We start from the raw sequence: 19310 nt of genomic DNA on the forward strand, positions 1-19310 counted from the left end.
CCGCTTCGTGTCGGTGATACAACCGCGGAGCGCTGCATGACGAACGAAAAATCCGGCCCACCACAGGCTTTCCTTGTGGCGGTGCTTTTTTCCCTCAAGCGCGCTTTCCTGGGTGTCGGAGCTACGAGCTGCATCGTCAACATATTGGCGCTCACTGGCTCCTTCTTCATGTTGCAAGTCTATGACCGGGTGATTCCGGGTCGAAGCCTGCCCACACTTGCCGGGCTTGCGATCATTGCAGCAACGCTCTTCATCTTCCAGGGATTGCTCGATTTTATCCGCTCGATGCTGTTGATGCGCGCCGGAGCGGCCGTCGACGAGCGTTTGGGAGGCGACGTCTATAACTCCCTGATCCTGTTGCCCTCGCGGATGCGAATGCCGGGCGACGGTCTGCAGTCGATCCGCGATCTTGATACCGTACGCGGTTTTCTGTCCGGCCCCGGGCCAACGGCGCTGTTCGATATGCCGTGGATGCTTTTTTACATCGGTCTGTGCTTTCTCTTTCACGTCTGGATCGGTGTCACGGCGCTTGCCGGTGCGGTGATGTTGATTGGCCTTACAGCACTCGCCGAATACAAGTCCCGCAAACCGGCAAAGATTGCCGCTGAGCTTTCCGCGCGGCGGCTGAATCTTGCCGAAGCGACACGGCGGAACTCCGAGGCCGTGCTGGCCATGGGGTTCGGATCGTTGCTGGCCGCAAAATGGACCGAGGTTAACAACCGGTATCTTGCCAATCATATCTCGGCGACGACCGTCACGACCAGTCTGATGTCGATCTCAAGAGTCCTTCGGATGATGCTGCAATCCGGCGTGCTGGCGGTCGGCGCCATCCTGGTGGTCAGGCAAGAGGCGACGCCCGGGATCATGATCGCAAGTTCCATCCTCGTCAGCAGGGCGCTGGCACCTGTGGAGCTTGCAATCGGACAATGGAAGGGCTTTGTCGCCGCCCGGCAAAGCTGGAGCAGACTGACAAAGCATCTGGAGCTGCTACCGACCGAGGAGCGGCATGTCGACCTGCCTGCGCCGACCGCGAATCTGTCCGTGGAAGCGCTTCACCTTGCCGTTCCTGGTACCCGGACGATGGTACTGCGCGGGATCTCGTTCAGAGCGGAGGCCGGAGACGCCGTCGGCGTCATCGGGCCGAGCGCATCTGGAAAATCGTCGCTTGCCCGCGGACTGGTCGGTCTTTGGAAACCTATCAGCGGCTCGGTGCGTCTCGACAAGGCGTCCCTTGATCAGTGGGACCCGTCATCGCTCGGCCGGTCGATCGGCTATCTACCGCAGGAAGTGTCGCTTTTCGAGGGCTCCATTGCCGAAAATATCGCGCGTTTCGACACAGATGCCCCGTCCGAGAAAATCATTGCAGCGGCAAGAGCTGCGGGCGTCTACGAGATGATCGTGCAGTTTCCCGATGGCTTCGACACCCAGATCGGCGAGAACGGATCGATGCTTTCGGCCGGGCAGCGCCAGCGCATTGGCCTGGCGCGCGCGCTCTATGGCGATCCCTTCCTTGTCGTCCTGGATGAGCCGAACTCGAACCTCGACAGCGATGGCGAGGCAGCGCTCGCTCAGGCGATCGCAGGCATCCGGGCACGCAAGGGCATTGCCATCGTCATTGCCCACCGGCCAAGTGCGCTGGCGGCCGCCAATCTCGTTCTGGTACTCGCCAATGGACAACTTCAGGCCTTCGGGGCGAAGGACGAGGTTCTCAATAAGGCAACCGTTTCGACAGCTCCGCGCAGTGGCACGCTGACGGTTATAGCAGGAGGCGACAGTTGATCGACAAGCGAGCGCCCATATCCGAAGCTGCAATCAGCCGCCTTACGACGATCGCACTCGCGATGGTCCTGCTTCTGGTCGGCGTGGTTGGAGGCCTCGGAGCCACGACCTACCTTTCCGGCGCGGTGATTGCGAACGGCACGCTTGTCGTCGACAGCTATGTGAAGCCCGTTCAGCATCAAAAGGGGGGCACTGTCGGGAAAATCTTCGTCAAAAACGGCGGGCTGGTGGAGGCTGGGCAGATCCTCGTGCATCTGGACGACGCGCCATTGCGGGCAAACCTCGCAATCATCTCCCGGCGACTGAACGAGCTGTCGGCCGCCTCTGCCAGGCTTGGCGCCGAACGGGACGGCGTTGAGGAGATTGGGTTTCCCGATAGTCTGTTAGAACGGGCAGGCGAAGCTGGAAACGGCGGCATCATCGAAGGCGAGCGCCGATTGTTCGAAAATCGCCGGACATCGCGTGCCAGCAGGAAAGCCCAGTTGCGCGAACGCATCCAGCAATTGCGGCAGGAAGCGGAGGGACTTGTCGCCCAGCAGACCGGCAAGAAGGCAGAGATGGCACTGATCGACAAGGAGCTTGCGAGCGTCAGGCGCCTGTTCGACCAAGGTATCGTGCCTGTCAACCGCCTCTATGCCCTTGAACGCGAGTCCGCGCGCCTGACGGGCGAGCTCGGAAGCCTCGTGGCAAGCGTTGCGCAGACGAACGGTAAGGTCACCGAGACGGAATTGCAGATCATTCAGATCGATGACGATCACCGCAGCGAAGTATCGGACGAACTTCGCAAGACGCAGAGCGACATCGGAGAATTCTCCGAACGAATGGTCGCCGCAAGAGACGAACTGCGGCGCGTTGACATCCGGGCGCCTCAGACAGGTATCGTCCATCAGCTTACGGTCCACTCCGCCGGCGCCGTCGTTCCACCCGGTGAGCCGATCATGCAGATCGTGCCCGCCCGCGATACGTTGACGCCCGAAGTGCGCGTGTTACCTCAGGACATCGATCAGCTATCCATCGGCCAAGAGGTCAGGCTGCGATTTTCCGCCTTCAACCAAAGGAACACGCCCGAAATCAACGGTATCGTGCAGCAGATTGCCGCCGATCTGACGACGGATCGGGAGAGCGGCACGACCTACTATGCCGTCCGGATCTCGGTTGATCAGAGCGAATGGAGCCGATTGGGCGGTCTTGTGCCCGTCCCCGGCATGCCGGTGGAAGCATTCGTGCAAACAGGTGCGCGTACGGCGCTTGCCTATTTGACGAAGCCTCTGACCGATCAGGTGGCGCGCGCTTTCCGGGAGGACTGAGTGATCTGGCGGGCGTGCGGCGAGGGCAAGCAAGTCTTCGCCGTGTCATTATGGATCAATATGGTCCGAACGCCAGATGGTGGCACAGTGGCAAACGCGCGTTGATATTTCCATTAGGTCTGTTGCAGGCTTTCCGTGGGAGGTCGAAGCGAAAATCAATCGAAAGGTGTCAAAACCGCCTAAATCGTCATCTATTATCGCAAGGCAGAAAACGAAGGAGAATCATGTATGGCAAGCTCGGTTACGAACGCCGTTGGTAAATCACTCTTTTATAGCGGTGCATCGAGCGCCTGGTTTTCGGCCAAAGGTTCAGGCCCTGTGCTGAATGGGACGAGCGGCAACGATTCGATATGGGGCGACGCCTCCGTAAACGTTACCATGCAGGGCGGAACGGGTGACGACATCTATTACCTCTATTCCAGCATCAACCGCGCGGTGGAGGCCCCGAACGCCGGGGTCGATACCATCAGCACCTGGATGAGCTATACGCTTCCTGAAAACTTCGAAAATCTAACGGTCACCGGCAGCGGCCGCTACGCCTTTGGCAATGCGACGGACAATATCATCACCGGCGGGTCCGGAAGTCAGACGATAGATGGTCGCGCTGGCAACGATGTCCTCATCGGCGCCGGCGGTTCCGATACGTTCATCTTCACGCGCGGCAACGGCAGCGACCTTGTCGTCGATTTCGGCACCGACGATACCGTCCGATTGAACGGCTACGGGCTGTCGAGCTTCGATCAGGTCGTAAGCCACCTCACACAGGAGGGCGCAAACCTGCGCCTCGATCTCGGTGGCGGCGAAAGTATCGTTTTTGCGAACAAAACCGTCGCCGACCTCAGCGCGAATCAGTTCCAGCTGACGCTCGACCGGTCCGCACTCACGCTCACATTTGCCGATGAATTCAACAGCCTGTCGCTGCGCAACGGCGACCAGGGCGTCTGGGATGCCAAATTCTGGTGGGCGCCGGAAAAGGGCAGCTCGCTCCCCGGCAATGGCGAACTCCAGTGGTACATCAATCCGTCCTATTCTGCGACCTCGGCCGTCAATCCCTTCTCCCTTCAGAATGGGGTGCTGACCATAACAGCGGCGCCGGCCTCCGAAGCGATCCAATCGCAGATCAACGGCTACGATTATACGTCGGGCCTCTTGAACACGCATTCCTCCTTCGCTCAGACCTACGGCTACTTCGAAATGCGCGCCGACATGCCGACCGAGCAGGGTGCCTGGCCGGCTTTCTGGCTGCTGCCTGAAGATGGTTCGTGGCCGCCGGAACTCGACGTCGTCGAGATGCGGGGACAGGATCCGAACACCGTCAACGTGACAGTCCACAGCAACGAGACCGGCTCGCGCACCACGGACTCGACGCCCGTCAAGGTCCCAAGCACCGATGGCTTCCACACCTATGGGGTCTTATGGGACGAAGATCAGATCGTCTGGTATTTCGACGATGTCGCCGTAGCCCATGCCGATACGCCGGCCGACATGCATGATCCAATGTACATGCTGGTAAATCTGGCCGTCGGCGGCACGGCCGGAACGCCGGGTGCCGGGTTCGCCGATGGGGCACAGATGAAGATAGACTACATCCATGCCTATTCGCTCGATGATGCCCCGGTCACGGCCAGCGCCCAATCCGCCGAATGGCACATATGATCGTCGCTTATCTCAAGCGACAGACTTGGTTGCTAGCGCTCGGCTGGTGAACGGGTCGTGCATTTGAGCGCCATGGCGATGGCGCTCAATCAGCCCCTTAGACACGGCGCGCGTTAGGGCTGCCTTATTCTTAATATATTATAAACTCAGGATATTTTACCTTGGATCGATGAAGGGGCTCCGAACATCGATTCTTTCCTGCCTTTGTCTGCTTGTTTTCATCGCTGAAGCAGGGGGCCTTTTTGCGGCGGATGTGTCGCCCTGGAAGAGTTCAAACAACGCGCTGGTTGTCGACGCCTATGAAATGAATGAGATCGATTGGCAGGCCCTGCTCAAGGACGAGCGCGTCGCGGCCTTTATTTCCAAGGCATCGGATGGTCTACCTGAGAGCTTCAGCTGCCAGGGAGAGCACCGCGGAGACACGTTTGCGCATTGCAAGACGATGTGGCGGAAATACGCGGTAAGCCGCGAGCTCTATACGAGCCGCCGCATGATCGCCCGACAGAACGGGTTGCTCTGGGGTGCCTACCATGTCGGCCGGCCAGGCAATCCCATCGACCAGGCCAATCACTTCCTCGACTATGCGACGCCGGATGCGGACGATCTGATGGTCCTCGACATCGAAGGTATCGACCCCGATCTGTTCATGTCGCTCGAGGATGCGCAGATATTTGTCGGGCACATCAGGGCAAGAACCGGACGCTATCCGATCCTTTACACCAACCATGATACGGCACGCTATATTGCCGCATATCGGCGCGACTACAGTGTACTGGCCAGGCTGCCCCTTTGGTATGCGCGTTACAAGCCGGACATCCGCAAGGTCTTCCCGCTCGGGAACTGGCAGAACTATTTTCTCTGGCAGTTTTCTTCCGCCAGCAACTGTTCAAAACGGCGTTGTCCTTATCGCGTGCCGGGCACGCTGACCGATATCGACGTGAACGTCGCAGCAATGTCCAAGGAGGAACTGCGCCGTGCCTGGCCCCAAGGCGGTCTCCTGCACCCTGCCGAGCCCGATCCTCCGTTAATCCTTGCAAAGATCGAATTCGGCTCCGTGCCGCTTGAAGCGCCGCAACTTGACCGGATCGTAACGTCTTCGATCTCGCCGGGCCGCCGCTGACGAGCACTTGATCAACCCGTCACCGGTGGCGTCCAATCGAACCGGGCCTTCAGGGCCTGCCGGATGGAAAAGGGAAAACACCCTGTTAACCAGTCCAGCCGGAAGTGGGGCAGGCCCGGAACCGTTCTGGGATGAAACCGTTCCCGCTTCGGGAGGTGCTGCGTCATGAAAAGGGCTATCTGGGATACTCCAATCACTCTTGAGGATCCGGCAACGGGCATTATGCGAACGGTCAAGACCGTGCGGCAAGCCAAGTCGATGCTTGATCATTCCTGGCCGGCTTATCATGGAAGCCAGTTCCGACGAGCAGAGCAGGTATGTGACGACGCTCTTAATGGCGGGTGCGACGGTACCAAAGCCCGGCAAGCATTCATTGCTGCAGCGGTTGAAGCGCACTTCCGTTTGAGCTGACGGAAAGTTCCACCGCCGTATGGGCAGCCCGCAAACAAGCACGGGCTAACTTCCGATAAGGACGTGTATGCCGCCATGCGCTGGCAGTCCGCGATAGATCAGCGGCTGGTGCTTGCGGCAGTACCATCGTGTGGCGCCGGTGCTCTCCTCGAAGCCGTAACAGCCCCATTGCGTGCAACGGCTGCCCCTTGCATCTTCATGCTCGCAGTAATGGTTCTCATGGACGTTTGCACCCGGCGCTGTCGTGTGTCCTTCGAAACTCATCCTGGCAATCCTTCCAAGTGCGGTATTAAGCGCGTCCATTTTCGTTTGGGCAATCTCTGGAAATGCACGTCCAATCCTCCAGTTCCTTCCAGGGATCGCAATACCAATGACTTCGCGACCGAACCGTGAACTCTAGGTGACCATGCCTCCGATAGGTTTTGTTTCCGGCGCATTTTGATTGCTTGATTGCAATTAAGGAGGGTATCGCCGTGCCAGATTCGTCTCCTAATCATCCCCTGGCAGTCGAGGCCCGTTCCCGGCGGCGCAACGAGTTTCTGGCGTTTCTTGTGCTTGCATTCGGCATCTGGCCGCTGGTCGCTGTCGGCGCGCTTGGCGGCTACGGTTTTCTCGTCTGGATGTTTCAGATCGTGTTCGGCCCTCCCGGGCCGCCTGCGCATTGAGGCTCATCATGCGCGCCGAACCTCTCTCGCGTCGCCAGTTTCTCGTGGGCTCCCCGGTTTCCAGGCATGCTCGCATCCCGCCGCCCGGCGCATCCGCCGAAGGGCTCGACGCCTGCACCGGGTGTGGCTGTGCGCCGAGCGATGTCCCACCGGCATAATCCGTCTGGTCGACGGTGGGACGATCAATACACGACCGAAGTTTCTCGAAAAACGCCTCGAGCTTGCGCAACATGAACGGGCACGCCTGAAAGCCAATGACAGCCTCGAGTGCCGCAATTGCCATTCATCGACGGCGATGGATCTGCAGAAACAGGCGCAACGGGCCGCCGATATCCATACCCGTTATCTCTTGTCTGGCAAAGCGACCTGCATCGATTGCCACAAAGGCATCGCACACGAGCTTCCCAACATGGAAGGGGTTGATCCGGGCTGGAAAATGCCGAAGGAACTCGAGGGAAAGAAAATGGCAGGCAATTCGCCGATCGATGACCTTAGCCGTGCTTTGGACGAAATTCACCCCGGGGCGTTCTAAGCAGGGCAGTGTGGCAGTCGTGGGTGGATTTTCAGTATCGCGGTTCAGGCCTAGACGCGACATAGATCGCAACCGCCGCCATCAGAACTCCAGCGCCAACCAAGGCAATTGCTGAAGTTCTGAAAAATACGAGCAGGATGAGAAAGCTGCAAATCATCGAAATACAGGCGAGAAGCTTGTGACGTCGCCGGATCGCCCCTTGGCGGCGCCAATTTCGCAGTGGCTCGCCGAAGCGCGGATGGGCAAGCAGCCAGCGCTCAAAGCGCGGGGAGGAGCGCGAGAACAAAGCAGCGGCAAGGATCAGGAACGGTGTCGTCGGAAGCAGTGGCACGAAGATACCAACAACACCAATTGCAACGAAACCAAAGCCAAAGGCAGCAAACAGCAGCCGCACGGGATGTCCTTTCATCAAGCGGCTTCAGCCGTTCAATCGCTCCAAAGCGCCGATCGCCCAGCCGTTTCTCCTATCAGCATACCACAGGGATGCGGGGAGAATAGGATTGCGGTACGCGCGGTTCAACCTTGCGCAAATCCCGTTTCCCACCAAAGCGAATATCTCGGTAAAAGCGACCAGGTATGCAAACTCAAGATCTCAGGCCTTATGGTGCTTGTATGACAATCCCATAGCTCGGATCAATCCACGCAAGCTGGTCGCGAATCATCGTCACACCCGGGACATTCTCAGCCGCTACGATTGCTGCGCCGCGCTCGCGCTCGTCCAGCACAGATCCGTTGAGCGTCACGACGCCATTGTTGACGCTGGCACGAATGAGGCCATTTTTGGCCCAGGATTGAGCCGCCAGCTCTTCGGCGATCGCCGCAGCGATGGCGACGTCCGATAACGGTTGGCCTGTTTCTGCCGGCGGTTCGCGTAGGGGTTTCAGAAAATCCGAGCGCGTGACGATGCCGACAAGCCGCCCATCCGTCACCACTGGCAGGCGTTTCACCTTCGACTTTTCCATCAGATCGACCGCCTCTCCAAGCGTCGTGTAGGGCGACACCGTCATCACCGGGGTAGACATGACCTCCTCGACCTTCCGTCCATGCGCCCGGATATACTCCTCGGCGACCTTTCCGGGGCTTGCCAAAAGCCCCAGCCACCATGAACGCTGGCGCTCGGTGTCGAGCTCGCTGCGCCGCAGAAGATCGCTTTCGCTGATGAGGCCGACGAGCATGCCTTGCGGCTCGACGACCGGCAGGCCGCTAATACGATTGCTTAACATGAGATTTGCTGCCTCAGCGACCGTCGCCGTCGATTGGATCGTAATAACCGCCGATGTCATAATGGTGTTGACGCGCATGGCTGTCCTCCCGTCCATTGTTGGTTTCATGTGCGGCAGCTTACATCGAACGCTGATCCTCGACTTTGAGATGAATCAAACCCCCGGCCGCGCGAGGCGCAATTGGTAGGACGCCGACATGGTTGACCCGCATCAATACAGATCGTTGCCAATTTTGCAGCCGGTCGCCCGACCTCGAAGATCTTTGCCCGACATCGTCAACAAGTCGACGCTCACCTCGCCGGAAGGGGCGAGCATGTCCGGGATCTGTCGCGGCGCCGCCAAACTCATGGCGATCGACAATGCATTTGCGGTGGCAGCCGCCTGCGATTGCAGTTTGCAACGAGGAACGCGCCTTCGAATTCTGGACGTATGTTGCCTCCAGCGCTCCGACACAGGAGATGCGATCAGCCGCCGAGCGCATGGCGCGCGAAGTGCTTGGCCATGTCGCAACGCTTCGCCCGGAGCGGCGGCACGCTTTCCATGTTCTAAGGTGCTTTGAAGCAACCGTCGGCAGAAGCATCGCGTTTCTGGAAGAACGGCTGGCCGGCGGGCTCGACGAACGGGTTTCGGCAGTGAAGGCCGCCGACATGGCTGCGCTCGAGCACCAGGCAAGGGCACGCGCTGACGCTGTCCGGGCCGGGTCTTTTATGGGTGGCGCAGAGGTTCGCGGGCGAACTTATCTACAGTCTGTCTGTCGTGCAGCACCTCGAGACGCGATTATGACAAGACCGGAAAAGAGGATCCAGAATGCAGATAACGCGCGACGACAATGGTGACTTCATCCTCAATCCCGCAGAGCTTTCCTCGCGCTTCGGCCTCTCCGGAGCCGAGTTCAGGCGAAAACTGCAGATGGGATTGGTTGCAAGTACCGTCGAAATTGGTGAGGGCGACGATCTCGGCCTGCAGCGGCTGAGCCTCAGGATCGGCAACCGCATTTGGCGCGCGATCCTCGACAAGTCCGATACCGTCATTTCCGAAGAAATGACCTTCGCCCGGGCTGGCACGATGAAAAGGACCAGCCGCCGGAAGCTTGCGTAGAAGCGGTTGTTCGCCGGCGATTGCCGTTCATTGTTCTATCTTGCCGTGGGCCATCTCATCAGGGGCAGGGATTTGGTCCTCGTCTGCGACCCCTTTCTTGAAGGCTTTGATGCCCTGGGCGACGTCGCCCATCAAAGTCGTGATCTTGCCGCGGCCAAAGAGCAGCAGGACGATCACCATTACAATCACCCAATGCCATGCGCTGAACGAACCCATTGCAATATTCCTTGCTTCAGACAATTGGACCGTTGACGGCGAGATTGCCTCATTGGCCTCCGGGACCGTGTGTAGAACATAGCCCGTTCAGGAGGCGGTCTGTGACATATCTCAACCCGCCTCTCGAATGGTAGGAGCGCTCAACCTTCGCGGACCTCCGGCAGAGCAGTATGAGCACGAACATCGTCAACTAAAAAGACTGGCGGTCAAGCTGCCTGAGAACAGCATGAATACAGCGCAACTGCACCGGCGCAGCGTCTTTTGTTCACCAATGACAAGCTTGCCGAATGCAAGCCAAAGCATCGAGGCTACAGCGACAACAACAGCGAGGGTGATGAGGCGTGGGATTTGTGTCGAAACGTTCGCCGCCGGGATCATGGTCAACCCGGTGATGATCGCCTTCGGATTGAGCAGCGTCGTTATGAGGACATCACGTGCCGAGACGTCGGCCGCCGATACCGGCCCGGGAGCGGACCACAACCGAAAGGCAAGATATAAAACCCAGGCGGCAGAGGTCAGCTTGAGGGCAGCGGCGATCTGCGGATTGGAATTCAGGAAGGCGCCGGTAGAGACTGCAAGCAGTACCACTACCACCAGGTAAGCGGCAACGACGGTGGTTGCAAGAACCGCGAGCTCCCATACTCCACGCCGCTGGGCAGCAAGCGCAAGCAGCGTATTGGTCGGGCCCGGCATTGCAAGAAGCGCAAAGGCGCCGGCTGCCATCGAAAATTGATTCATGTTTGTCCCCGTTAATCTCATCGGGGCATTTAACCGACAGGGGAGGCACCCGCTTTGACGAAGGTCAAGATCTCGGGTTTTCCTGCGGAACCATTCAGCCGAGTTGCCGTTGTCATGCAAGGCGTCGAGGGTTTTTGCGCCATGCCTCGGCTTATTCGATTTATTATCGTCAGAATGGCCATTGGCTTCCTCATCGGGAGCGTGGTGGGTTCGATCGTCTGGACGACAGGATTTGCGGAATCAGCGGGCTCGCTCGGCGGGGTGGGAGGCTATGTGGCCCAGGGCCTCTTCATTTTCGCGTTTGGCGATACAATCGCGCTTGGATACCTCGGCACGGCGCTGATGATGGAATCGGACTAACCTACGACAAGGCCCGAAGTGCCTTGATGATTTTGATCTTCCTCAAAGACATCGCTCTGCGTTGCGACAATATTTGTCTCTTGCCGGCATATTCTATGCCGTCATGGAGCGCCCCCGGCGCTTATCCATCGAGCGACGAGGTATCGCGATGTCTTTGAAGTTCGTTACAGCCTTCCTCCGCTCTTCCGGCGAAAGCGCCTTGATCATCCTTGAAGAGGCCGGAAGCAACCAGATTGCCGTTGTCGACAAGCAGGCGCTTCTCGATGTCGCCTCACCACCGCGTGCGGACGAGACGCGGCTGCAGGAAAACGTCGAGCTCTTTTGCGACATCGTGCGCGCAAAGCATCGCGTTAAGGATGTCGCCTCTGATGGCCGCATCTATATATCGGCGGGCGACGTCTGCGACTGGAAATCAGACCCTGGCAACCAGCATTGACTTTCGCTGTCATTTGTCCAGCCGTTCAGGCTCACTCACCATTATGGCCCGTTTCCTCTGAGGTTCCGGCTGGGATAGGCTGCAGATAACGTTGCTGCTTACCAATGCGATGCCCGCTCTTGCGGGCTCCTGTTGGCTCAGAGAAAAGCGGCGCCGGCAGTGATGGCCAATGCCGGCGCCAGCCTCGCACGTCGTTTGCAGTGATGACGACGATGTCCTGATTGGTGATCGGCATTCGCATGCGATTGAGGGCGATCTCGCAGAAGGTTTCGACATGCTCCAAAAAACGCGCCTTGGTGGCGCGCGGCGGCGAGGCGACGTTCAGGATGGCGCGGCGCGTCACCAGGACGGTTCTGCATTGCGAACCGACCTGCAAAATGATGCATCCTGACTTCTCGTCCGCGTCCAATCCGGCTGCTACGACGCCATACTCCATGATCCCTGCTCTCCCTGGCAGTGCACAACATCCGTTGACGATTGTGTACCGGCTCAATCGCTGAGGCACGATTGACATGTGACGGCATAAGGGACCGCTTCGAGACGCGCTTCCGAAATCGGTGATCCACACTTGACGCAGATGCCGAAGGTACCGTTTTCAAGGCGCTGCAGGGCAGCGTTGATCGCGCGGACCTCTTCCTGCCCGGCACGTCCAAAGCCCTCCAGCACATCGTTATTTTCGAGCTCGACGGCACGGTCCTCATCGTCGGCGTCCTTTCGCCGCCCCAGATCGCTGTCAACGAGTTGCAGGCGCCGGTGAAGGTCTTCCAATCGGCTCCGCAGAACCTGTTCATATTTCTCTTTTTGCATTCTGGTTCTCCAGACTCTTCCTCTCCTGATCATAGTTAGGGCGATTTCAGGCGGATCATCTTGATCTGCGTCAATATCTCGAAAACACAGGCGGAGACCGGCCCTCGCATGCGCGCAGCGCGCCGACATAGCAAGCGGCCGACGGCGAATAGCCCATTCGTGGCCCCGCCTGTTCAGTTCATTGAAGGGGAAGACCGGTTCGCGGGGTGAGGAGCGCAAAGAGGACTTCGCCTGGGTTCATCGTTTCAACGCGAGCAAAGATCCGCTCCATGGGCTCGGGAGGCGCCAGATCCGTCAGATCGAGGTTCCATTCCGGCTCCGGCCAGATATCTGATGCCGGAGGACCCGCATCGTCGGCCGCGGCTGCTGCTGACTGCGGTGTAAACACGATTTCCCAATCGTCTTCCGCAAGCTTGGTGCTGCGGTGGCTATATCCGCGCTCGCTCAGCTGGCGAATGAGGGGAATAGGCTCGAGGATCACCAGGAGACGGAGACTTTCATCCGGACGCAACGACTGGATTGTTTCCATGATGACCTGGAACGGCATGCCGCCGTCCTTCAGGAGCTGTCTGACATCGAGTTCTCGAATTGGCGTCATGGTCGCTACCTCTCTGAATTGATTTTGGCGATCAACAGACCGGGTTGATGGAAGGGGCTGCTTTTGGCGACGGCATCGACATGGGCAAGGATACGAACCTGGAACAATTCGAAGATCAGGCCTGCAGAGCATATCAGTTGAGCCAGGGCCGATACCTGAAATCCCGCATCGGTGTTTACTGCGATGGATCCGGCCGCCGATATGACCGCAAGGTAAAATCCGCCGAGCCAGAACGAAGCGCGGCGCTCCTTGATCAGGTCTTGCAGTCGTGGCGTCGGGCGCCGGCCGAGCAGGGGGCCGAAGGCTTCGAGCCAAGTTAGGAAGGGGACGATTTTCAGCAACTGTGCGAGACCGAGCCCCCCGAAGACGAAAAGATAGGCGATCGCGGCGCGAATACCGTCATCCGCATTGAGCGGCATGGAAATGACGAGAGCTGCCATCGACAGCGCCAGCAGCACGAATGCCGGAATGGAACCGATGCTGTTGAGCTCCAGCGTTTTGCGGTGTCGCGTGCGGTAGAGGCTGCGCATTTCGGTCGCGTAAACTGCAATCGTTCCCAAGAAGACGGCAGCCGAAATGATGAGCAGCGCCTCAATCATGTCCCGGCGCGTAAGCAGGCAGAACAGGGCAACGCCGAGTATCAGGAAGGTGGAAGCGCCGCCCGCCAGTACCATCCGTGTTCGTAAGGTATCGGGTGACAGCAGGGACATGCCCATGAGTTTGTAGCTGACGCCGATGGCGGCAAGGCTCATCTATCCTCCAAGCCCGAAGCCGGCATGCACGGGTACGGCGCGCAGGGCAAGATCGACGATCAGGGGAGCATCGGCGACCGGCATTATCAAGGCGGCCGCTGACGACCCGTTCTTGACCGCGGCAAACCCGCAAATCAGCGCCGCAAGGCCGCCGACGATGGCGATCAGGGCGGGCAGGTTGAAGCATTCCGTAGCCAGCCCCGCTCCCGTCAATACCGGTGTAAATTGCAACAATGCACCGATCATCAAAAGGCCGAGCCAGCCGATCGTCACGCAATGCACGATGATGAGCGTGACGGGATCCCCGATGTCGACGGATGGTTTCCAAAGGCCTGCAGCCAGCATGGCTTCTGCCAGAAGCAGAAAGACCAGCGCGGCAGCAAAATAGGACATGGTCCATCGCGAAAGTGTTGCACCGGGGATCATCGTCGCTGCCCGCTTAATGCCCGTTAGTGGCTGCCGCAGCAGCAGTCACATCCCGATCCGAGTCGAGCGATCTCCACGCGCCATATCTCGGGGCCTTGCTCGAGATATTCCCAGGCGAACTTGCCAGGATATCCGGTTTCTTGTTGATAGTGCAGCGGCCTCGGATCATGGTCGCTGGTGATCAGCAGCGAACCGACTGGCGCAAGCGCATTGAGGGTATTGAAAATGCGCGGATGCCGTTCAGCCGGCGCAAGCGTGCGCACATCGATCAGTGGCTTCTTGCTTTCAGCAATCGTCGCTTCCAGTCATGGATTGGAACCCCTTATAGGCCGCAGACGAATGAACTCCGGGTCAAACCGCAGCCGTGATTTGCCGGATGTTCAAAAGCCTAATGGCAATCGCGCCAATGCAATTTGACTGTAAGCAAACAATTTCCCGGATTCTCGAAAATGCGCTGGCATCGTCATTGACCTATGACAAGGACAGCCGCGCGCAGCGCCTTCAAGGTCGCCAAAACGTCTTTTGAAGGAACGCATCATGTCTCATCCCCTCATCGAGAAATATGGCGAAGCGCGGCTGCCGCGGTACACGAGCTACCCGACCGCGCCTGCCTTTTCTTCAGCTATCGGTGCAGGTACCTACCGGGACTGGCTGGAAGAACTCGTCAGCTGCGACCCGGTCTCGCTCTATCTTCATATCCCTTTTTGCCGGTCGATGTGCTGGTATTGCGGGTGTCACACCACGATCACTAAGCAGAATCGGCCGATCCTTGATTACCTGGATGTCCTCCATCAGGAGATCGACCTGGTCGCGTCCAAACTGACGCAACCGCTATCCGTGCAGAATGTGCACTTCGGCGGCGGCACGCCGACGATCATGCGGCCGGACGAGTTCGCGGATTTGATGAAGCATCTAAGGAACGCCTTCGGGTTCATGCCGGGGGCGGAAATTGCCGTAGAGATCGATCCGCGTACACTTGCCAGCGAAATGGTTGACGCGCTCGCTAAGGGCGGCGTGTGTCGTGCAAGCCTGGGGGTCCAGAGTTTCGATCCGGTGGTTCAGGCGGCCATCAACCGTAAACAGACTTTCGAGCAGACACAGACCGCCGTTCAGCGATTGCGAGAGGCCGGCATCGGCAGCATCAACTTCGACCTGATCTATGGCCTGCCGTATCAGACGGTTTCATCCTGCATCGATACCATGCAGACTGCCATCCGCTTGCGCCCCGATCGATTTGCGGTTTTCGGCTATGCACACATCCCGGCCTTCAAGAAGCACCAGCGTCTTATCGATGAGGCAACCTTGCCGAATGCAGAAGAGCGCAACACCCAGGCCGAAGCGATCGCCGAAGCGCTGATCGATGCCGGCTATGTGCGGATCGGCCTTGATCACTTCGCCCTGCCTGCCGATGATCTTTCGATGGCCAGCATGCGGGGGGATTTGAGGCGGAACTTTCAAGGCTACACGGCAGATACGTGCGAGACTCTCATCGCGCTCGGGGCATCCGCCATCGGAAAGCTTCCGGCGGGGTATGTCCAAAATGAAGTCGCTTCCGGAGCCTACGCGCAACGGATTGCATCCGCCAGCCTGGCCACCGTGAAAGGGTACCGCCTGACCGGGCAGGATCGGTTCCGGGCGGCAATCATCGAACGGCTGATGTGTGATTTCGCCGTCGACCTCAATCTGCTTAGCGCACGTTTTGGCTATGAAACCGGCCTCGTTCTTAACGGCAATGACCGGCTGCGTGCGCTTGAAAGCGATGGTGTCGTTACGGTCCGCGACGGTCTTGTCACCGTGCGCAAAGATCTCAGGTTCATGATCAGGGCGGTGGCGGCAGCCTTTGATGCCTATATCGGCGCATCCGGCCGCACCCATAGCAAAGCGGCTTGAAGGGGTGGAGAGACCCGAGGCCGCCCCAGCCGGTCGGGTCTCTCCTTCGGGGCTGGCACCCCTCAGTAAACCAGCCCGCGATAGATGGCCGGCAATGCGCTCGGCAGCTTGCCGATGTCGGAAACGAGGGCGAATCCGCCCCTTCCGAAGATGGCGGGAAGATAATCCTGCGCATTGCGGTCGATCGTCACCGCGAAAACGGAAGCCCCAATGCCCGTGCTTCTCCAACAGCGAGCCGGCTGTCCTCCAGCGCGAACCGTCCTTCATAATGGTCGACATCGTTGGGTTTTCCATCCGTGAGGATCAGCAGCAGCTTTTTGCGGCTGCTTTGCCTGGAGAGCTCCTCCACCATGTGGCGGATCGCTGCGCCCATGCGGGTATAGCAGCCGGGCCGCATTGCGCTGATGCGCGAGACCGTCCGGGGTGAGAAGGCTTCGTGGAAGGCTTTCACGGTTGCAATGCGGCCCCAGAAGTGCCCCCGCGATGTGAAAGTGCTGATGGCGAAGTTGTCGCCGCAGGCGTCGAGCCCACGGGCGAAAACGTCGAGCGCCTGTTTCTCGACGTCGAGAACGCAGTGGTTGTCGACCCAGGAATCCGTTGATAACGATCCGCTGGGCCATCAAAGCCCAGCTGCAGGCATTTCGAGCGATAAGCCCATTATTGGGTGATCTTGACGATGTCAGCGTCGAGGCGCTTGCGGACCATGTTCGGAAGCTTTGCGGTCTTGATGGCCTCAAGATTTGCCGGCGCATCGCCAACCTGGACCAGTGCAACCATTCCCATGGCGACGTGCGGCGTGCACTTGATCACATAGGCGCCAGGCGCATCGAACTTGATCTGAACCTGCTCGCTTGGCTTCGACTTGAATTGGGCAGCACCCTCGGGGATCAAACCCTTGAAGGATTCGACATTGTGAGACTTGTCAGTCGGCACGAAGGTGATGGTGTCGCCAGGGGCGATCTTGGTGAAGCTCGGCTCAAACACCATGGCGCCGCCGGCGCCCTTGTTGAGCATCTGCACCTGGTGGTCGGCTGCCATCAACGGCATGGTAGTTGCAGCAAGCAAGGCCGTCGCGGCAAAAATACCCGCAATCATCGAACACATCTCATATCTCCTAGTTGAACGATGGCCGAACTGGCCGTCGACTGCTGTGATACGCATGTTGAACGGGTGCTTCTTTGACGGTGGTCAAATAGGGGGCCATCAATCGCAAGCCTGTGATTGTCGATGCCGGATGAACGCTGGCCGGATCTTGAAGGCAAGGCCGATCCTCCGGCGCCGCCTTTGCAGCCATTAAGCGCTGACGGCCCATGCCGCACACCGGCGCGAAGCGCCTACCTGTCAGCTGCACTTCCAATCCAGGATGATCAGTCCAGCAGCTCGCGAACCCGCACGGCGAGGTCCTTTGCGGTATAGGGTTTGCGCAGCCAGCTGCCTGGCGTCGCAAAGCCGCGTCCGCCGAGACCCGGCTCGGCGTAGCCTGACGTAAAGAGGATCTTCAGGTCGGAGCGGACAACGCGCGCCTCCTTGGCAAGCTCATCGCCCGTCATGCCGCCGGGCATGACAATATCCGTAAACAGCAGGGCAATCGTTGGATCTTCGGCCAGAACCTCCAAGGCCGCCCGGGCATTGCTCGCTTCGATGACCTTGTAGCCCATGGACGACAGGCGCGCGACGGCAACACGGCGCACCCGCGCATCGTCCTCGACCACCAGCACCGTCTCAGTGCCGCCCGGCAGTACATCGCGCGGTTCGGATCCGGTGTCGGCCATGTCTGCTTTGCTCGCAGCTGACTGTACCCAGGGAAGATAAATGCGGATCGTCGTGCCGCGCCCGACCTCGCTATAGAGCTGCAGATGGCCGCCCGACTGCTTCACGAAACCATAAACCATGCTGAGGCCGAGGCCTGTACCGGAACCGACGTCCTTGGTGGTGAAGAACGGTTCGAAGGCGTGTTCCTTGACTTCGTCCGACATGCCGACCCCTGTATCGGTGACGGAAATGAGAACGAAGTTTCCGGTGCGTACTTGCGGATACATCTTTGCGTAGTCTGCATCGAGATAGACGCGCTTGATCTGCGTTGTCAGGCTACCGCCGCGCGGCATTGCGTCGCGGGCATTCAGCGCGATGTTCAAAAGAGCGTTTTGCAGCTGGGAACTGTCGACCAGCACGTTGTGGTTCGAGCCGACAATAACCGTCTTCAGATCGATGTTTTCGCCGAGCGTCCGGCGCAACAGATCGGAGAAGCTCGATACCAACAGTCCGAGATCCGCAAGCGTTGGATTAAGGGGCTGTCGGCGCCCGAATGCCAAAAGTTGCTCCGTCAGCTTCGCGCCATCGCCGGCCGCCTCCTGCGCCTCTCGCAACAGCGGGCTGAGCGGTCCCTCCGCGAGCTTCGCTTCGATCATTTCGAGATTGCCGCTGATCACCGTCAGAAGATTGTTGAAGTCATGGGCAATCCCACCTGTCAGCTGCCCGACGGCTTCCATCTTTTGCGCCTGCCGCAGGTCTTCTTCGATCTTGTACCGGCCCGTCAGATCGCGGACGAAGCCGGTAAATATCCGCTCGCCGTTTGCCGTCGTCTCACCGACATGTAGCTCCATTGGGAACTTCGAGCCGTCAGCCCGTTGACCGGTCACTACCCGGCCATAGCCAATAATGCGGCGCTCGCCCGTCTTGATATAACGCGCGATATAATCGTCATGCGCGTCACGATCGGGGCTTGGCATCAAATTGCTGATATTCCGGCCGCAGATGTCGTCCGCTTTAATGCCGAACAGCTTTTCTGCAGCGGTGCTGAAAGAGATGACAATTCCGCGCTCATCGATAACGATCATCGCTTCGGGAACTGTTGCGAGAATGGACCGCAGGTGAGCCTCGCGTGCGTTGACCTCGCTTTCGGCGCGCTTCAGATCGCTGATATCATTGTCGGTTTGGATGATGACCGCTTCGCCGTCGGAAGGTTTCACCGCCATGCAGCGCGACGTCACGTACACATCATAGCCGTCCTTGTGGCGATGGATGAGTTCGCCCTGCCAGTATCCTTGCTGTCGCAGCTGCTCACTGACATTTTCGCGCGGTTCGGGAAACTGCGAAGCAAGCAGCTCTTCAACGGCTTTGCCGACAGCCTCCTCATGCGTCCAGCCGTACATGCTTTCGCAGCCGGCCGACCATTCGGTGACGATGCCGTCAACGCCATACATGATGATGTTGTTGGCGCCGCCCATAATGCGGACGATGGCCTCGAGTTCTTGCTTTGATGTTGTGCGCGGCGAAATGAAGCGTTGCGACATTGT

Annotated in this window: 23 protein-coding genes and 2 pseudogenes; 11 read left to right on the forward strand and 14 right to left on the reverse strand. The window is 58.9% G+C overall.

Translation table 11 applies throughout. The annotated features are described in order from the left end of the window. The first annotated feature begins 36 nt into the window (after positions 1 to 36). The 5 genes from BLP23_RS26370 (at position 37) to BLP23_RS26390 (ending at position 6273) form a co-directional block, all read left to right on the forward strand. A complete protein-coding gene (locus tag BLP23_RS26370) occupies positions 37 to 1779 on the forward strand; it encodes a type I secretion system permease/ATPase (RefSeq protein WP_092587728.1) in 1743 nt (580 codons plus the stop codon). Next, positions 1776 to 3086: an HlyD family type I secretion periplasmic adaptor subunit gene (locus tag BLP23_RS26375; RefSeq protein ID WP_092587698.1), complete on the forward strand. Its 1311-nt coding sequence runs from the start codon at positions 1776 to 1778 to the stop codon at positions 3084 to 3086. Before BLP23_RS26370 ends, BLP23_RS26375 begins: the two co-directional genes overlap by 4 nt. 228 nt (positions 3087 to 3314) lie before the next feature. Next, positions 3315 to 4742 (forward strand): endo-1,3-1,4-beta-glycanase EglC, encoded by a 1428-nt coding sequence (eglC, locus tag BLP23_RS26380; protein WP_092587699.1) that lies wholly within the window; start codon positions 3315 to 3317, stop codon positions 4740 to 4742. 169 nt (positions 4743 to 4911) lie between these two features. Further along, the gene (locus BLP23_RS26385) at positions 4912 to 5862 is read left to right on the forward strand and encodes a glycoside hydrolase family 25 protein (RefSeq protein WP_092587700.1); all 951 of its coding nucleotides are present in this window, start codon (positions 4912 to 4914) and stop codon (positions 5860 to 5862) included. A gap of 165 nt (positions 5863 to 6027) precedes the next feature. Next, on the forward strand, positions 6028 to 6273 hold the full coding sequence (locus BLP23_RS26390; RefSeq protein WP_092587701.1) for a DUF982 domain-containing protein: 246 nt from the start codon (positions 6028 to 6030) through the stop codon (positions 6271 to 6273). A 45-nt stretch (positions 6274 to 6318) separates the two neighbouring features. Here the strand turns inward: BLP23_RS26390 and BLP23_RS26395 are convergent, their stop codons facing one another. Beyond that, the gene (locus BLP23_RS26395; protein ID WP_092587702.1) at positions 6319 to 6537 is read right to left on the reverse strand and encodes a hypothetical protein; all 219 of its coding nucleotides are present in this window, start codon (positions 6535 to 6537) and stop codon (positions 6319 to 6321) included. Positions 6538 to 6746: 209 nt separating this feature from the next. Here BLP23_RS26395 and napE point away from each other — a divergent pair, with 209 nt between their 5' ends. Next, positions 6747 to 6938 carry a periplasmic nitrate reductase, NapE protein gene (gene napE, locus BLP23_RS26400; protein ID WP_167363978.1) on the forward strand — a complete coding sequence of 64 codons (192 nt, stop codon included), beginning with the start codon at positions 6747 to 6749 and terminating at the stop codon, positions 6936 to 6938. Between the two features lie 175 nt (positions 6939 to 7113). Further along, positions 7114 to 7470: pseudogene (locus BLP23_RS26405) on the forward strand (NapC/NirT family cytochrome c); the annotation flags it as partial. Positions 7471 to 7501: 31 nt separating this feature from the next. Here the strand turns inward: BLP23_RS26405 and BLP23_RS26410 are convergent. Next, the gene (locus tag BLP23_RS26410; protein ID WP_092587703.1) at positions 7502 to 7879 is read right to left on the reverse strand and encodes a YbaN family protein; all 378 of its coding nucleotides are present in this window, start codon (positions 7877 to 7879) and stop codon (positions 7502 to 7504) included. A 190-nt stretch (positions 7880 to 8069) separates the two neighbouring features. After that, the gene (locus tag BLP23_RS26415; protein WP_092587704.1) at positions 8070 to 8771 is read right to left on the reverse strand and encodes a CBS domain-containing protein; all 702 of its coding nucleotides are present in this window, start codon (positions 8769 to 8771) and stop codon (positions 8070 to 8072) included. 729 nt (positions 8772 to 9500) lie between these two features. On the opposite strand from BLP23_RS26415, the gene BLP23_RS26425 reads away from it, so the two are divergent. After that, positions 9501 to 9791, forward strand: coding sequence for a DUF6522 family protein (locus tag BLP23_RS26425; protein WP_092587706.1), 291 nt, complete (start codon positions 9501 to 9503; stop codon positions 9789 to 9791). Positions 9792 to 9818: 27 nt separating this feature from the next. On the opposite strand, the gene BLP23_RS26430 is transcribed toward BLP23_RS26425, so the two are convergent. Further along, positions 9819 to 10007 (reverse strand): twin-arginine translocase TatA/TatE family subunit, encoded by a 189-nt coding sequence (locus BLP23_RS26430; protein ID WP_092587707.1) that lies wholly within the window; start codon positions 10005 to 10007, stop codon positions 9819 to 9821. A gap of 186 nt (positions 10008 to 10193) precedes the next feature. After that, a complete protein-coding gene (locus tag BLP23_RS26435; protein WP_092587708.1) occupies positions 10194 to 10745 on the reverse strand; it encodes a hypothetical protein in 552 nt (183 codons plus the stop codon). A 141-nt stretch (positions 10746 to 10886) separates the two neighbouring features. Here BLP23_RS26435 and BLP23_RS26440 point away from each other — a divergent pair, with 141 nt between their 5' ends. Next, entirely contained in the window at positions 10887 to 11105 is a 219-nt protein-coding gene (locus tag BLP23_RS26440) for a hypothetical protein (RefSeq protein ID WP_092587731.1), read from the forward strand. A 148-nt stretch (positions 11106 to 11253) separates the two neighbouring features. Then, the gene (locus tag BLP23_RS26445) at positions 11254 to 11541 is read left to right on the forward strand and encodes a hypothetical protein (RefSeq protein WP_092587709.1); all 288 of its coding nucleotides are present in this window, start codon (positions 11254 to 11256) and stop codon (positions 11539 to 11541) included. A gap of 31 nt (positions 11542 to 11572) precedes the next feature. Here the strand turns inward: BLP23_RS26445 and BLP23_RS26450 are convergent, their stop codons facing one another. From BLP23_RS26450 to BLP23_RS26470, 6 genes are all read right to left on the reverse strand, one after another. Further along, the gene (locus BLP23_RS26450; RefSeq protein WP_208603205.1) at positions 11573 to 11977 is read right to left on the reverse strand and encodes a hypothetical protein; all 405 of its coding nucleotides are present in this window, start codon (positions 11975 to 11977) and stop codon (positions 11573 to 11575) included. 53 nt (positions 11978 to 12030) lie between these two features. Next, on the reverse strand, positions 12031 to 12348 hold the full coding sequence (locus BLP23_RS26455; RefSeq protein WP_092587732.1) for a TraR/DksA family transcriptional regulator: 318 nt from the start codon (positions 12346 to 12348) through the stop codon (positions 12031 to 12033). 178 nt (positions 12349 to 12526) lie between these two features. Next, complete coding sequence (locus BLP23_RS26460) at positions 12527 to 12946, reverse strand: DUF2249 domain-containing protein (RefSeq protein WP_233426819.1); 420 nt, start codon at positions 12944 to 12946, stop codon at positions 12527 to 12529. Between the two features lie 5 nt (positions 12947 to 12951). Then, a complete protein-coding gene (locus BLP23_RS34735) occupies positions 12952 to 13698 on the reverse strand; it encodes a hypothetical protein (RefSeq protein WP_233426820.1) in 747 nt (248 codons plus the stop codon). Beyond that, positions 13699 to 14091: a hypothetical protein gene (locus tag BLP23_RS34740; RefSeq protein ID WP_233426821.1), complete on the reverse strand. Its 393-nt coding sequence runs from the start codon at positions 14089 to 14091 to the stop codon at positions 13699 to 13701. 56 nt (positions 14092 to 14147) lie between these two features. Beyond that, on the reverse strand, positions 14148 to 14417 hold the full coding sequence (locus tag BLP23_RS26470) for a DUF2249 domain-containing protein (protein WP_092587710.1): 270 nt from the start codon (positions 14415 to 14417) through the stop codon (positions 14148 to 14150). Between the two features lie 244 nt (positions 14418 to 14661). Here BLP23_RS26470 and hemN point away from each other — a divergent pair, with 244 nt between their 5' ends. Continuing rightward, complete coding sequence (hemN, locus tag BLP23_RS26475; RefSeq protein WP_092587733.1) at positions 14662 to 16014, forward strand: oxygen-independent coproporphyrinogen III oxidase; 1353 nt, start codon at positions 14662 to 14664, stop codon at positions 16012 to 16014. A 62-nt stretch (positions 16015 to 16076) separates the two neighbouring features. Here the strand turns inward: hemN and BLP23_RS26480 are convergent. The 3 genes and pseudogenes from BLP23_RS26480 to BLP23_RS26490 all read right to left on the reverse strand — a co-directional run. Further along, a pseudogene (locus tag BLP23_RS26480) lies at positions 16077 to 16621 on the reverse strand (VWA domain-containing protein); the annotation flags it as partial. A 50-nt stretch (positions 16622 to 16671) separates the two neighbouring features. Then, positions 16672 to 17109 carry a pseudoazurin gene (locus BLP23_RS26485; RefSeq protein WP_092587734.1) on the reverse strand — a complete coding sequence of 146 codons (438 nt, stop codon included), beginning with the start codon at positions 17107 to 17109 and terminating at the stop codon, positions 16672 to 16674. Positions 17110 to 17381: 272 nt separating this feature from the next. Beyond that, positions 17382 to 19307, reverse strand: a complete 1926-nt coding sequence (locus BLP23_RS26490; protein ID WP_092587711.1) for a hybrid sensor histidine kinase/response regulator — start codon at positions 19305 to 19307, stop codon at positions 17382 to 17384. Positions 19308 to 19310: the final 3 nt, after the last annotated feature.

The organism is Rhizobium mongolense subsp. loessense, assembly GCF_900099775.1.
GTDB lineage: Bacteria > Pseudomonadota > Alphaproteobacteria > Rhizobiales > Rhizobiaceae > Rhizobium > Rhizobium loessense.